Origin of the sequence: Dactylosporangium sp. CA-139114, from assembly GCF_050955725.1 — a bacterium.
GTDB lineage: Bacteria > Actinomycetota > Actinomycetes > Mycobacteriales > Micromonosporaceae > Dactylosporangium.
This window is the reverse complement of sequence record NZ_CP192080.1, coordinates 8,904,212-8,918,386: the sequence shown is the minus strand read 5'-3', so window position 1 is coordinate 8,918,386 and position 14,175 is coordinate 8,904,212. Positions and strand designations below refer to the sequence as shown.

11 protein-coding genes are annotated in these 14,175 nt (G+C 71.8%); 8 read left to right on the top strand and 3 right to left on the bottom strand.

Features of this window, described 5'->3' with window-relative positions:
* The first annotated feature begins 5 nt into the window (after nucleotides 1-5).
* Entirely contained in the window at nucleotides 6-566 is a 561-nt protein-coding gene (locus ACQP2P_RS39980; protein ID WP_433610015.1) for a GNAT family N-acetyltransferase, read from the top strand.
* 424 nt (nucleotides 567-990) lie between these two features.
* On the opposite strand, the gene ACQP2P_RS39975 is transcribed toward ACQP2P_RS39980, so the two are convergent.
* The gene (locus tag ACQP2P_RS39975) at nucleotides 991-3,192 is read right to left on the bottom strand and encodes a transglycosylase domain-containing protein (protein ID WP_433610013.1); all 2,202 of its coding nucleotides are present in this window, start codon (nucleotides 3,190-3,192) and stop codon (nucleotides 991-993) included.
* 47 nt (nucleotides 3,193-3,239) lie between these two features.
* Here ACQP2P_RS39975 and cobC point away from each other — a divergent pair, with 47 nt between their 5' ends.
* Genes cobC through ACQP2P_RS39950 form a run of 5 tightly spaced genes read left to right on the top strand, consistent with a single transcriptional unit; the run spans nucleotide 3,240 to nucleotide 7,544 of the window.
* Nucleotides 3,240-4,256: an Rv2231c family pyridoxal phosphate-dependent protein CobC gene (gene cobC / locus ACQP2P_RS39970; protein ID WP_433610011.1), complete on the top strand. Its 1,017-nt coding sequence runs from the start codon at nucleotides 3,240-3,242 to the stop codon at nucleotides 4,254-4,256.
* 2 nt (nucleotides 4,257-4,258) lie between these two features.
* Nucleotides 4,259-5,302 carry a nicotinate-nucleotide--dimethylbenzimidazole phosphoribosyltransferase gene (gene cobT / locus ACQP2P_RS39965; RefSeq protein WP_433610009.1) on the top strand — a complete coding sequence of 348 codons (1,044 nt, stop codon included), beginning with the start codon at nucleotides 4,259-4,261 and terminating at the stop codon, nucleotides 5,300-5,302.
* Nucleotides 5,299-6,513, top strand: a complete 1,215-nt coding sequence (gene cobA / locus ACQP2P_RS39960; RefSeq protein ID WP_433610007.1) for a uroporphyrinogen-III C-methyltransferase — start codon at nucleotides 5,299-5,301, stop codon at nucleotides 6,511-6,513. Before cobT ends, cobA begins: the two co-directional genes overlap by 4 nt.
* A gap of 51 nt (nucleotides 6,514-6,564) precedes the next feature.
* Nucleotides 6,565-6,831 (top strand): DUF1778 domain-containing protein, encoded by a 267-nt coding sequence (locus tag ACQP2P_RS39955; protein ID WP_433610005.1) that lies wholly within the window; start codon nucleotides 6,565-6,567, stop codon nucleotides 6,829-6,831.
* A complete protein-coding gene (locus tag ACQP2P_RS39950; protein ID WP_433610003.1) occupies nucleotides 6,828-7,544 on the top strand; it encodes a GNAT family N-acetyltransferase in 717 nt (238 codons plus the stop codon). Before ACQP2P_RS39955 ends, ACQP2P_RS39950 begins: the two co-directional genes overlap by 4 nt.
* 62 nt (nucleotides 7,545-7,606) lie before the next feature.
* Here the strand turns inward: ACQP2P_RS39950 and otsB are convergent, their stop codons facing one another.
* Together otsB and ACQP2P_RS39940 are read right to left on the bottom strand one after the other, a co-directional pair.
* Nucleotides 7,607-10,165: a trehalose-phosphatase gene (gene otsB / locus ACQP2P_RS39945; RefSeq protein WP_433610001.1), complete on the bottom strand. Its 2,559-nt coding sequence runs from the start codon at nucleotides 10,163-10,165 to the stop codon at nucleotides 7,607-7,609.
* Between the two features lie 150 nt (nucleotides 10,166-10,315).
* Complete coding sequence (locus ACQP2P_RS39940; RefSeq protein ID WP_433609999.1) at nucleotides 10,316-11,716, bottom strand: alpha,alpha-trehalose-phosphate synthase (UDP-forming); 1,401 nt, start codon at nucleotides 11,714-11,716, stop codon at nucleotides 10,316-10,318.
* 110 nt (nucleotides 11,717-11,826) lie between these two features.
* On the opposite strand from ACQP2P_RS39940, the gene ACQP2P_RS39935 reads away from it, so the two are divergent.
* Nucleotides 11,827-12,399, top strand: coding sequence for a hypothetical protein (locus ACQP2P_RS39935; RefSeq protein ID WP_433609997.1), 573 nt, complete (start codon nucleotides 11,827-11,829; stop codon nucleotides 12,397-12,399).
* An 84-nt stretch (nucleotides 12,400-12,483) separates the two neighbouring features.
* Nucleotides 12,484-14,163 carry an energy-dependent translational throttle protein EttA gene (gene ettA / locus ACQP2P_RS39930; RefSeq protein ID WP_433609995.1) on the top strand — a complete coding sequence of 560 codons (1,680 nt, stop codon included), beginning with the start codon at nucleotides 12,484-12,486 and terminating at the stop codon, nucleotides 14,161-14,163.
* Nucleotides 14,164-14,175 lie beyond the last annotated feature (12 nt).

Here is a 14,175-nt window from a genome sequence, read left to right as displayed (position 1 = left end):
GGTCGGTGGCGCTTCGGCGCTTTCCCTCACTGCTCGTCGAGACGCCGCGGCTCACGGTGCGGCCGCTCGGTGCCGACGACGACAAGCGGATCGCGGAGATCTTCGCCGACCGGCTCGTCCGGCGTTGGCTGCCCGTCGCGGCCGATGAGCTCGAGGAGTTCGACGGCTACGCGTGGTGCACGGAGCTCGCGGTCGAACGGCGGGACAGCGGGGCCGGGGACCATTACGGCATCGTGCGGCGCGAGGACGAGCGGCTCGTCGGGTGCCTCTGGACCAAGAACACCGACTGGCTGACGCGCTCCACGGAGATCGCCTACGCCGTGGCGGCTGATGCCCGCGGCTACGGGGTCGCGCCCGAAGCCGTCGACGTGCTCGCGTTGTCGCTGCTGCTCGAGCACCGGTTTCAGCGGATCGAGCTGCGGGTCGCGCCCGGGAATGTGGCGTCGCGCAGGGTGGCGGAGAAGGCCGGGTTCACCTACGAGGGGCTGCTGCGCAACGCCGGGTCGCTGGCCAGCGGGCGGGTCGATCTGGAGAGCTGGTCGCTGCTGCCGTCCGACATTCGCTGAACCGGCGGTTCACCAGGAGCCGCCGGTTCAGCAAGACATCGGCCGGCCGGGGAAAGGCCGACGGCCCGCGTCGGACTGGCTCGCGCGGATCGGCCTACGCGCGACCCGCGCCGAGCGTAGGCCGATCCGGCCTAGGCGCGGCCCGCGCCGAGCGTGCTGAGGGGGTTGCTGGAGGTTCGGAGCGGCCCGCGCGAGCGACGCCCGCGGGAATCGGGTCGCGATCCGGGACGCCGGCGGGAATCGGGTCGCGATCCGGGACGCCGGCGGGAATCGGGTCGCGATCCGGGACGCCGGCGGGAATCGGGTCGCGATCCGGGACGCCGGCGGGAATCGGGTCGCGATCCGGGACGCCGGCGGGAATCGGGTCGCGATCCGGGACGCCGGCGGGAATCGGGTCGCGATCCGGAAGCGGCGCGACGAGGCGTCAGGCGCGCGGCGGGGTCGTGGTCTTCGTGCGAGCCTTCGCGGCCGGGGGCTGCTTGCCGACGATCTGCGAGCTGGGGGGTGTGAAGCCGCGCACCGGGGTGCCGGCCAGGGCGTCCCGCAGCGTCTCCGCCACCGTCTCGCGAGGCTTCCCGGCGTTGCCGGACCCGACCCGGTGCAGCGGATTGTCCGGGTCGGCGATGAAGCCCGCCACCGTCAGGCCCGGCGTCATCCCCACGAACCAGGCCGCCCGGTCGTCGTCCGTGGTGCCCGACTTGCCGGCGACAGGGCGGCGTACCGTCGCGAACACGCGAGGCGCCGTCGACCACCCGCCGCAGTCGCCCGTCGCGGCCTTGTAACCCGTCACGCACCGGGCCGCGTCGACCGCCCCGCGGGCCACGTCGGCCGAGAGGACCTGGGCACAGCGCGGCTTGGCCACCTCCACGCCCTTGTCGTCCACGGCCGGTTTGCCGCTCGCGTCGGTGATGGAGCTGACCGGGATCGGCTCGCAGTGCACGCCGTCGGCGACGACCGTGGCGAACGCGCCCGCCATCTCCAGCGGGGTCGTGTCGGCCACGCCCAGGGTGAACGCGCCCCAGCCCTTCGCCTTGGCGGGGGAGGCCTGGGTCTTGTCGATGCCGGTGCGCCAGCGCAGCCCGAGGCGCTCGGCCATGCGCACGGCCGCGTCGGCGCCGACGCGCTGTTCGAGCTGGACGAAGTACGTGTTCACGGACTTGCCGAAGCCGGACCACATGGTCTGCCGGCCGGTCATCGAGTCCGAGGCGTTCGACGGGCACCAGAAGTCGTTGCCGCAGTGGGCGGGGCTGCTGCGGCCCGTCTTGTACTTGGTCTGCACCGTCTTCGGCGAGTAGATCGCGGTCGACAGCGGCAGCCCCTGCTCCAGCGCCGCGAGCATGGTGAACATCTTGAACGTCGAGCCCGCCTGGTAGCCGGCCATGTCGTCGCCGCCGCCCAGCAGCGGGTTGACCGTGTTCGGGTAGTTGCCGCGCAGCCGCTTGCGCTGCCGCGGGTCCGAGTGCGGGCCGTTGCTGGCGCGGTCGAGGGAGTACACCCGGTTGACCGCCATCGCCCGGATGAGGCCCGTGCCCGGCTCGATCGCGACCTGGCCGAGGGCGTAGGGGCTGCGCGCCTGCTCCCGCTTGAGGATCTGCGCCTGCGCCACGTCCTGCACGCGCGGGTCCAGCGACGTGACGATCCTGTACCCGCCGCGGCGCAACGCCTCCAGGCGCTCGGTCGAGTTCGCGCCGAACGCGGGCTGGTTCGCCCACCAGGAGCGGAACATCGCGCAGAAGAAGCCGTAGCCGGGTCTGGTCGCCAGGCAGTCGTTGGGCGGATCGGTGAGCTTCAGCGCGATGGGCTCGGCGCGGGCCGCGGTGGCGTCGGCCGCGCTGAGGTACCTGAGGTCGGCCATGCGGTCGATGACGTAGTTGCGCCGGGCGGTCGCGGCCTTCGCGTCGCCCACCGCGGGGTCGTAGGACGAGGGCGCCTGCACCAGGCCCGCGAGCAGGGCCGCCTCCGGCACGGTGAGGTCGGCGGGCTTCTTCGAGAAGTAGACCTCCGCGGCCGCCTGGACGCCGTAGGCGCGGTGGCCGAAGTAGGCGACGTTGAGGTACCGCTCCAGGATCTCCTGCTTGCTCATGTGCTTCTCGAGCTCGATCGCGAGCTTCATCTCCCGCACCTTGCGCGCCCCGGTCTGCTCGGTGGCCGCGTTGACCTCCGCCGGCGTGCGGGCGCTGTCGCGCAGGGCGTTGCGCACGTACTGCATCGTGATCGTCGACGCGCCCTGCGACACGCCGCCGGCCTTGTGGTTGGCCACGAACGCGCGGGCGACGCCCTTGAAGTCCACGCCGTGGTGCTCCCAGAACCGGGCGTCCTCGGCGGCGACGATCGCGTGCTGCACGTTGACGGACATCGCGTCCAGGGAGGTGTACGTGCGGTACTCCTCGTAGAACTGGGCGAGCATCGTGGTGCCGTCGGCCGCGTAGACGTGCGTGGTCTGGGCCGGCAGCGCCTGCCGCAGCGCCTCCGGGGGCATCGCGAGCTCGTCGGCGCCCTGCTTCACGCCCATGCCGCTGACCGCGGCCAGGGGGTAGACGAGCGCGGCTACGGCCAGCCCCACGATGAGCCCGGTCCGCAGGAGCGCGAGGAAGCCGCCGGCCACTCGCATCGTGCGCGCGATCACATTCTTAAGCTAGGACAAATCGGTTCGCCGTACGCGACGATCGCCTGATGCTGCGGTTCCACGGCGACGCTGAGATCGCGCCGGGCCTCGTCGACCTCGCCGTCAACGTCCGCACGGCGGCGCCGCCGTCGTGGCTCATGGGACCGGTGACGGCGTCGCTGGCCCACCTCGCGCGCTACCCGGACCCGGCCGAGGCCACCGCGGCGATCGCGGCGCGGCACGGGCGGCCCGCCGGGGAGGTGCTGCTCACGGCCGGGGCGGCCCAGGCGTTCGTGCTCATCGCGCAGGCCTTCCGGCCCGAGCGGGCGGTGGTGGTGCACCCGCAGTTCACCGAGCCCGAGGCGGCGCTGCTGGCCGCGGGCCACGCCGTCGAGCGGGTCGTGCTGCGCGAGGCGGACGGGTTCGTGCTGGGCGAGTCGGATGTCCCGGACACGTCCGACCTCGTGGTGGTGGGAAATCCGACAAACCCCACGTCGGTCCTGCACTGCGCCGAGACATTGGCGAGGCTGACGAAGCCGGGGCGGATCACCGTCGTCGACGAGGCGTTCGCCGACACGGTGCCCGGGGAGCCCGAGTCCCTGGCCGGCCGCCGCGACCGGCCCGGCCTGCTGGTCATCCGGAGCCTGACCAAGACCTGGGGGCTGGCCGGGCTGCGGATCGGCTACGTGCTCGGCCCCGAGCCGCTGCTCGACCGGATGCGCGAGCACGCCCCGCTGTGGAGCGTCTCCACCCCCGCGCTGGCCGCCGCGATCGCCTGCGCCTCGCCGCGCGCCGTGGACACGGAGCGTGAGATCGCCACCCGGCTCGCCGCCGACCGCGCCCACCTCCTCGACGCCCTCGCCCGGGCCGGCGTGGCCGTGGCCGGGCGCCCGGCGAGCTCGTTCGTGCTGGTCAGGGTCCCGGACGGCGAGCGGGTGCGCGGCGCGCTGCGCGAGCGCGGGTTCGCCGTGCGACGTGGCGAAACCTTCCCGGGACTGGGCCCGGACTGGTTACGTATTGCCGTGCGGGACACTGCCACGAGTGACGCCTTCGTCGCGGTGTTGTCCAACGTCCTGGGAGGATGAACATGCTGCACGAGACGATTGCCGCGATCCGGCCGCTCGACGACGAGGCCATCGCGGCCGCCCGGGCCCTGCAGGGCCGCCTCACGAAGCCGATGGGGTCGCTCGGGGCGCTGGAGACGCTGGCGGTACGGCTGGCGGGGCTCGCCGGCACCTGCCCGCCGCCGATTCCCGAGCCGGCCGCCCTGGCCGTCTTCGCCGGGGACCACGGCGTGCACGCGCAGGGCGTGACCCCCTGGCCGCAGGAGGTCACCGCGCAGATGGTGGCGAACTTCCTCGCCGGCGGCGCCGTGGTCAACGCCTTCGCGCGCCAGGCCGGGGTCTCGGTCACGGTCGTGGACGTGGGCGTGAAGGCCGCGCTCGACCCGGCCGAGGGCCTGCTGGACCGCAAGGTGCGGGCCGGGACCCGCGACCTGAGCACCGGGCCGGCGATGACCCGCGAGGAGGCCGTCCAGGCGCTGGAGACCGGCATGCGGGTCGCCGCGGACCTGGTCGACGGCGGCGCCCGGGCACTGCTCACCGGCGACATGGGCATCGCCAACACCACCCCGTCGGCGGCGCTCATCGCGGCGTTCACGCACGCCGACCCGGCCGCCGTGACCGGGCTCGGCACCGGCATCGACAGCGAGACGCACGCCCGCAAGGTCGCCGTGGTCACCTCCGCCGTCGTCGGGCTCGAGGCCGAGGACCCGATCGACGTGCTGGCCGCGGTCGGGGGCTACGAGCACGCGGCGCTGGCCGGCTACATCCTCAAGGCCGCGCAGCTGCGTGTGCCGGTCGTGCTCGACGGCGTGATCGCCGCCTCGGCCGCCCTGGCCGCCCACGCGCTCGCCCCGGCGGCGACCGCCGCGATGATCGCCGGGCACCGCTCGGCCGAGCCGGGCGCGGCCGTGGCCCTGGGCTATCTTGAGCTCGAACCGCTCGTCGACCTGGGCCTGCGCCTGGGCGAGGGCACCGGCGCCGTGCTGGCGCTGCCGATCGTGGCCAGTGCTGTCCGCGTGTTGCACGAGGTTGCCACTTTCGATTCCGCTGGAGTAGCCCACAAGTGAACCCCTACCCCCTCGGTTTACGGCTCGACGGGTTACGCGTCCTGGTGGTCGGCGGCGGTGCGGTCGCCACCAGGCGCGTGCCCGCACTGCTCGACGCGGGCGCGGACGTCGTGCTCGTCTCCCCGCACATCACCCCTGCCCTGCGCGCCCACCTCGACGCCGGCCGGCTCACCTGGCGCGAGCGCCGCTTCGAGCCCGCCGACGTCGAGGACGTGTGGCTCGTCCACGTCGCCGTCAGCGATCCGGAGGCGGCCCGCGCGATCAGCGAGGTGACCGCCGCGAAGCGGATCTTCACCGTGCGCGCCGACGACCGGCACGCCGCGACCGCGTGGACGCCCGCGGTGACCCGGCACGGCCCGCTGACCGTGGCCGTGCTGGCCGGCGGCGACCCGGCCCGCGCGGTGGCGGTGCGCGACGCGATCGGCGAGCAGCTGGCGACGACCGGCGTCGCGGCGGGCGCCGATCTGGCCGGGACCGTCGCGCTCGTCGGGTCCGGGCCGGGCGACCCGGAGCTGCTGACCGTGCGCGGGCGGCGGCTGCTGGCCGCGGCCGACGTGGTGGTGATCGACCGCCTCGCGTCCGGGCTCCTGCTGGACGAGCTGCGGCCGGAGGTCGAGCTCGTGGACGCCTCGAAGATCCCCTACGGGCCCTCGGCCGCGCAGGAGGAGATCAACCGGGTCCTCGTCACGCGGGCTCAGGCCGGGAAGTTCGTGGTGCGCCTCAAGGGCGGGGATCCGTACGTCTTCGGCCGCGGCGGCGAGGAGGTGCTCGCGTGCGCGGCGGCGGGAGTGCCGGTCGTCGTGGTGCCGGGGATCACGAGCTCGATCGCCGTGCCGGCCGCGGCCGGGATTCCGGTGACCCATCGCGGGGTCGCGCACGAGTTCACCGTGGTCTCCGGGCACCTCGCCCCGGGGCACGCGGAGTCGCTCGTGGACTGGGCGGCCCTGGCCCGGCTGCGGGGGACGGTGTGCGTGCTGATGGGGCTGAAGAACCTGCCCTCGATCGCCGCGGTCCTGCTGGAGCACGGGCGGTCTCCCGACACGCCCGTCGCCGTCGTGCAGGAGGGGACGACCCGGGATCAGCGGACGGTGCGGGCGACGCTGGCCACGATCGCCGACGCCGCGAAGTCGGCCGGCCTGCGCCCACCGGCCGTGATCGTGATCGGCCCGGTCGTCGACGCGCTCTCCGCCGCCCCGCCCGCGGAGGTGTGACGCCTGGAGAGTGCCGTACAACTGCCGTACAGTTGTGATCGGGAGGCGACCATGGCCAAGACCGAGCGCATCGAGATGCGAGCGACGCCCGAGGAGCACGAGCTGATCCTGCAGGCCGCGAGCCTGAGCCACACCAGCGCGTCGGCGTTCGTGCTCGAAGCCGCACGGGCCGCCGCGAACCGGGTGCTTGCCCGGGCGGACGTCACGCTCATGCCGGAAGATCAGTACGAGGAACTGCTGGCGGCGCTGGACCAGCCGACCGAGATCCCGAATCTCGCCGGCCTCGCGGCCAAGCCGCGGCGGTTCCGCCGGCGATGACGGTGTGGGAGTCCGGCCCGCTGCGACCGGAGCACGAGCTGGAGGGTTTCGACTGCACCGACGAGGCCCTGAACACCTGGCTCGTGCACGCAGCGAGGCGTGTCAACGATGACGGTCTGCTGAGGGTCCGCGTCTGGACGGCGCCGGGTTCTCACGTCGTCAAGGCCTACTACGCGGTCATGCCGCACGCCGTGGCGAAGGCGGATCTGACGAGCAGGCAGGCGAAGGGCTCGGACCCGGTGCCGGGCTACCTGATCGCGAAGCTCGCGCTGCACCGCGACCTGCACGGCGACGGTCTCGGCGGCGAGCTGCTTCTGGACGCTCTCGAGAACGTGGTGCAGGCGGCCGGAAAAGGCGGTGGTCGGCTGATCGTGGTCGACGCCGCCGGCGACAAGGCCGTGGAGTTCTACCGCCACTACGGCTTCAAGCCGGTCAAGCCGACCGAGCGGCGCCTGGTCATGACGATCGCCGACGCCCGGATGAGTCTGCGGATGTCCTCGCTGACCGTGTCGGGCGACCGTCGGCTCGCCTTGGCCACGGTCATGTACCGGGGCCCTGACGGCCGGGAGTTCCCGTTCGTCGGCGATGCCGACGATCTGCGCCGGATCGCCGACCGGATCGAGGAGATGGCCGGGGCGAACGGAGACGGGGAGCCGATCGATCTCGTCGCCGTCATGGTCGATGTGCTCGGTCGCGATCCGTTCAGGCCGTAGATCTCGGCGCATACGCGAGCGGGGCGCTCCTTCGGGTGAAGGGCGCCCCGGTTCGTCGTGTCCTACGCGCGGTCGAGCTCGAGCGCGCAGCGGATCAGGCCCAGGTGCGAGTACGCCTGCGGGTGGTTGCCCAGGGCGCGCTCGGTCATCGGGTCGTACTCCTCCGGGATGAGCCCCGTCGGGCCGGCGCACTCGATGAACTGGGCGAAGAGCTCCTCGGCGTCGGCGCGGCGGCCGGTGCGCAGGTAGGCCTCGATCATCCACGTCGTGCACAGGTGGAAGCCGCCCTCGACGCCGGGCAGGCCGTCGTCCCAGCGGTAGCGGTACACGGTCGGGCCCTCGCGCAGTTCGGCCTCGACGGCCAGGACCGTGGCCAGGAACCGCGGGTCGTCGTCGGTGAGCAGGCCGGACAGGCCGATCCACAGCACCGAGGCGTCCATCTCCTCGTAGCCGTAGGCGACCGTGTAGGCGCCGACCTTCTCGCTCCAGCCCTTGTCGAGCACGTTGTCGGCGATGGTCGCGCGCAGGGTGTGCCAGACCTCGGGGACCGGGCGGCCCTGGCGCTCGAAGAGCTGGATGCCGCGGTCGACGGTCATCCAGCACATGACCTTGGAGTAGACGTAGTGCCGCGGGCGCCGGCGGGCCTCCCAGATGCCGTGGTCCGGCTCGTGCCAGCGGCGCTCGACGGCCTCGACCATCGCGTTCATGAGTGCGAAGTCGCCCTCCTCGGGCGGGCGCACGTCGGCGAGGGCGCAGATGAGGTCGGCGACGGGGCCGAACACGTCCAGCTGCACCTGGCCGTTGGCCGCATTGCCGATGCGCACCGGGCGGGAGCCCGCGTAGCCGGGCAGCGCCTCGATCACGGCCTCGGGGCCGAGCTCGGTGCCGTCGAGGGTGTAGAGCGGGTGAAGCCGCTCCGGGTGCCCGTCGGTGTTGTCGGCCACGCGCAGCGTCCAGCGCACCAGGGACTCGGCCTCCTCGGTGGAGCCGAGGTCGACGAGGGCCTTGGCGGTCAGCGAGGCGTCGCGCAGCCAGCAGTACCGGTAGTCCCAGTTGCGGGAGCCGCCGATCTCCTCGGGCAGCGAGGAGGTCGCGGCGGCCAGGATCGCGCCGCTGGGCTTGTGCCACAGGCCGCGCAGGGTGAGCGCGCTGCGCCGGACCAGATCCTTGGCGACCGAGGGCAGCTTGAGCGACTCCGACCAGTCGCGCCAGGCGGCCTCGGCCGCGATCTGCCGCTCGGCCAGCTCGACCCGCGGCGCCTCGATCGAGTCGGTGCCGAGCCGCAGCTCCAGCATGGCCGTGCCGCCGACCGCGCTGAGGTCGACCGTCGCGCGGGCCATGTCGCTGTGGCCGTCGGAGCTGATCTCCCATTCGATGCCGGGGGAGTACAGCGCGATCGGCTCGTTGGAGCCCAGCACCAGCAGCCCGTCGCCGCCGAGCGGCTGCAGGCGGATGTGCACCTGGCCGAAGTCCGGGCGCGGAACGAAGTCGATGCGGGCCCGGGAGCTGCCCGACAGCACGCGGATCAGCGAGTTGCCGGTGCGGTGGTGGTCCAGCCAGTCGGTGACGGTCAGGCCCGACCAGCGGGTCTCCACCGTCATGGTGCCCGGCCGGTAGCGCTGCCCGAGCGGGGTGCCGCCCTTCTCCGGCTGCACCGTGAAGTGCCCGGCCGCCGTGTCGCCGAGCAGGTCGGCGAAGACCGCGCCCGAGTCCGGCTTCGGGTGGCACAGCCAGGTGACCCGGGCGGCCGGCGTGAGCAGGGCGACGGTGTGGGTGTTGGAGAGCATCGAGTGCCGCTCGATCGGCACCGCCTGCTCGCCGAAGAGCCAGCGCCGCCGGGTGAACAGCAGCAGCTCGAGCACGGCCACCGCCGCCTCCGCGCCGTCGATGCGGAAGCGGGCCTGTGTCTCCTCGTCGGCCGTCCCGACCTTGATGCCGAGGTCGGGGCCGTGCAGGTGGGCGAAGGCCTTCTCGTCGGTGGCGTCGTCGCCGAGGTACACCACCGCGCTCGCGGACACCTGCATGCGCAGCGCGTCGACGGCCAGGCCCTTGTCGGTCGGCACCACCGAGAGCTCGATGACCTCCCGGCCGGTGGTCACCTCGATGTCGGGCCACAGCGCCGCCCCGCTGCGCACGGCGTCGAAGACCCGCTGGGCCACGTCCCGCGGCGCCGCCCGGGTGTGCACCGCGATGCTCGCGGGCTTGCTCTCCAGCCGGACGCCCGGCTGGTCCCGGCAGATCGCGTTGAGCGCGGCCTGCAGCTCGCCGCGGCGCTGCTGGCGCTCGGGCGGCAGCTCGTCGACGAAGCCGACGTCGAACTCGGAGCCGTGGCTGCCGACGAGGCGCACCTCGGCGGGGAGGCGGGACAGGGCGGCTAGGTCACGCAGGGCCCGGCCGCTGATCACGCCCACCGTCGTCTGCGGCAGCGACGAGAGGGCGCGCACGGCGGCTACGGACTCGGCGGTCGGAGTCGCCTTGGTGGGGTCCGCGACGATCGGCGCGAGGGTGCCGTCGTAGTCACATGCCACCAAGAGGTTGGGCACGCGGGCGACGCGTAGCACCGCCGCGCGGAGGTCCGGGTCGAGCGAGAGGCCATTGCCTGTCGCCGAGATCTGGTTCATGTCCGGCCTGTTCGTGGAAGTCGGTTGTGCATTCAGGGTGTTCGACAGGGTGTTCGACAGGGTGTTCGTCTGGCTGCTCGACGAGATGTTCGTCAGGGTGCCGAGCGGTTGGGGCTGTGCGGTCGAGCAGGCGCCGAGCCGGCGGGCGGGTCACGATGCGGCGCCGAGCGCGTCCAGGAACGAGTCCGCCCAGGTTCGGACATCGTGGGCGCGCAGGTGGGAATGCATAGCATGCATTCGCTTGCGGCCCTCGACCGGGTCGACATGGATCGCACGCATGAGTGCGTCTTTCACCCCGTCGAGGTCGTGCGGATTGCACAGGAACGCCTGGCGCAGCTCGGCGGCCGCGCCCGCGAACTCCGAAAGCACGATGGCGCCCCGGCCGTCGGCGTGGGCACCGACATACTCCTTGGCCACCAGGTTCATGCCATCCCTCAGCGGAGTCACCATCATCACGTCGGCCGCAACATACAACGCGGCCAGCTCAGCCCGACTGTACGACTGATGGAGATAGTGCACGGCCGGTTGGCCAACTCGTCCGTACTCCCCATTGATCCGCCCGACCTCACGCTCGACGTTCACCCGCAGCGTCTGGTAGTGCTCCACCCGCTCCCGGCTCGGCGTAGCCACTTGTACCATCACCGTCTCGGGCGCCGTGAGTCGTCCATCCGACAGCAGTTCCCTGAATGCCTTGAGGCGCCTTTCGATGCCCTTGGTGTAGTCGAGCCGGTCCACGCCCAGAATGATCGTGCGCGGCTCTCCCAGCTCGGTGCGGATCGCGGCCGCCCTGGCCTGCACTTCCGGCGACGCGGCCAGGCGCCGCATCTCCTCGACGTCGATCGAGATCGGGAAAGCCTCGGCGCGCACCGTGCGACCCTCCCACTCCACGATTCCGCGGCGCACGCGGGTGCCGAGCAGATGTCGGGCCAGTTGGACGAAGTTCTGCGCGCCGAGTGGCCGCTGGAAACCAACCAGATCGGCACCGAGCAGACCCTTGAGAATGTCGGCGCGGCGCGGTAGTTGCATGAACAGTTCGACGGGGGGGAATGGGATGTGCAGAAAAAACCCGATCTTGAGATCGGGCCGGGACTCGCGCAGCAGGGCCGGCACCAGTTGCAACTGGTAATCCTGGACCCACACCGTGGCGCCCGGTGCGGCATCGTCGGCGACGGCCTTCGCGAATCGCTCGTTGACCAGACGGTACGACTCCCACCATCGACGTTTGAAGATCGGCGTCTCCACGGCGTCGTGATAGAGCGGCCAGAGGCTGGAATTGGAGAAGCCCTCGTAGTAGCGCTCGATCTCGCCCGCGCTGAGCGGCACGGTGTGCAGGTGAATTCCGCCGGCCTCGAACGTCTCCTCCTGGGTGTCGGTGTCCCCGGACCCGCCGGGCCAGCCGACCCAGGTCCCGTTGCGCTGCTCGAGCACGGGCTCGAGCGCGGTCACCAGCCCTCCCGGGCTCCTGCGATAGCTGACCTCGCCGTCCGGGCCGACCACCTTGTCGACGGGCAACCGGTTGGCGACCACTACGAATGCACTGTCTCCAGCCACGTGTCGAGTCCTCCCCCTGGGTGATCCACCCTCGTACTTTCAGCCTACTGATCCCCGGTGCGACCTGGCAGCATGCGGAGTGCTGGCTCACAGGTGCGATCCTGCTGTGCATGTCGCGCATCGATGTCGAACCCGCACGGGAGTCGAGCCGGACCGTCACCGTCGTCGGTCTCTCCTTGCTCATCCTCACCGTCATCGGCGCCCTCTTCGGGTACGTCCTCGGCCTACGTGACATTGATGAGAATAAGTCAGCGTCCGGTAACGGACCGTCGGCGGTGCCCTCCCGGGCCGCGACCAGCGCCGCCGGCGCGGCGCGGCCGCGCACCTGCCCGCAGTTCGTCAGCGCGGGCGCCCTCAAGCAGGACCCGGGCGCGTCGGTGCCGATGCAGCTGGTGCAGTACGTGCGGACCGGCAACAACAAGGAGGCCTGGATCTGCCGCGAGAAGGACGGCTCGGGGCTGTGGTACCAGGGGCACGACCGCCTCGCGGACTGGGCCGACGAGGAGGGGGGCGAGATCCCGGAGGAGGGCAAGAACGGGCTGCTGCGCCCCGGCGCCTCCGAGGACGCCAAGAGCCGTTCGTACTCCGTCACCAATGACGGGACCACGTACACGGTCACGCCGCGCAGCCTCGTCATCGGCTCGAAGTCCTACGGTGTGATCCAGGCCTACCCGCCCGCGTGAGGCCCGGGTTGGGCACTCGGCGCCGGGCCTGGAAAGATTGGGGCGATTCCCGTACGCGAAGCTGACCGGAGGTAGGGGCGCACCGTGGCGCAGTACATCTACGTGCTCGAGAAGGCGCGCAAGGCGCACGGCGACAAGGTCGTGCTCGACAACGTCACGCTGTCGTTCCTGCCCGGCGCGAAAATCGGTGTGGTCGGCCCGAACGGCGCCGGCAAGTCGAGCCTGCTCAAGATCATGGCGGGGCTGGACAAGCCGAGCAACGGCGAGGCCCGGCTCATGCCCGGCTACACCGTCGGCATGCTGCTGCAGGAGCCGCCGCTCAACGAGAGCAAGACGGTCCTGGGCAACATCGAGGAGGCCGTCGCCGACACCAAGACCAAGCTCGCGCGGTTCAACGAGGTCGCCGAGCTCATGGCGACCGACTACACCGACGAGCTGATGGAGGAGATGGGCCGCCTCCAGGAGGAGCTCGACCACGCCGACGCGTGGGACATCGACTCCAAGCTGCAGCTGGCCATGGACGCCCTGCGCTGCCCGGCCCCCGACGCCGACGTCACCCAGCTCTCCGGGGGTGAGCGCCGCCGCGTCGCGCTGTGCAAGCTGCTGCTCGAGGCGCCCGACCTGCTGCTGCTGGACGAGCCCACCAACCACCTGGACGCCGAGAGCGTGAACTGGCTGGAGCAGCACCTGCAGAAGTACGCGGGCGCCGTGCTGGCCGTCACCCACGACCGGTACTTCCTCGACCACGTGGCCGAGTGGATCGCCGAGGTCGACCGCGGCCAGGTGCACGGCTACCAGGGCAACTACTCGACCTACCTGGAGAAGAAGGCCCAGCGGCTCGCGGTGGCCGGACGCAAGGACCAGAAGCTGCAGAAGCGCCTCTCCGAGGAGCTCGAGTGGGTCCGCTCCAACGCCAAGGCCCGCCAGACCAAGTCCAAGGCCCGCCTCGAGCGCTACGAGGAGATGGCCAACGAGGCCGAGAAGACCCGCAAGCTGGACTTCGAGGAGATCCAGATCCCGCCGGGCCCGCGCCTGGGCAACGTGGTCATCGAGGCCAAGGACCTGGTCAAGGGCTTCGACGAGCGCGGCGTGCTGATCGACGGGCTGTCGTTCTCGCTGCCGCGCAACGGCATCGTCGGCATCATCGGCCCGAACGGTGTCGGGAAGACCACGCTGTTCAAGACCATCGTCGGGCTGGAGAAGCCGGACGAGGGACTGGTGCGGGTCGGCGAGACGGTCAAGCTGTCCTACGTCGACCAGAACCGGTCCGGCCTCGACGGCGACAAGACCGTCTGGGAGGTCGTCTCCGACGGCCTGGACCACCTCATGGTCGGCAAGGTCGAGATGCCCTCGCGGGCCTACGTGGCCGCGTTCGGCTTCAAGGGCCCCGACCAGCAGAAGCCGACCAAGGTGCTCTCCGGTGGCGAGCGCAACCGGCTCAACCTGGCGCTGACGCTCAAGATCGGCGGCAACGTGCTGCTGCTGGACGAGCCGACCAACGACCTCGACGTCGAGACGCTGTCGTCGCTGGAGAACGCGCTGCTGGAGTTCCCCGGCTGCGCCGTGGTCATCTCCCACGACCGGATGTTCCTGGACCGGGTGGCCACGCACATCCTGGCCTGGGAGGGCGACGACGAGAACCCGGCCAAGTGGTTCTGGTTCGAGGGCAACTTCGAGTCCTACGAGAAGAACAAGGCCGACCGGCTCGGCCCCGAGGCGACCCGGCCACACAGCGTCACCTACCGCAAGCTCACCCGCGACTGACGGCAACCGACC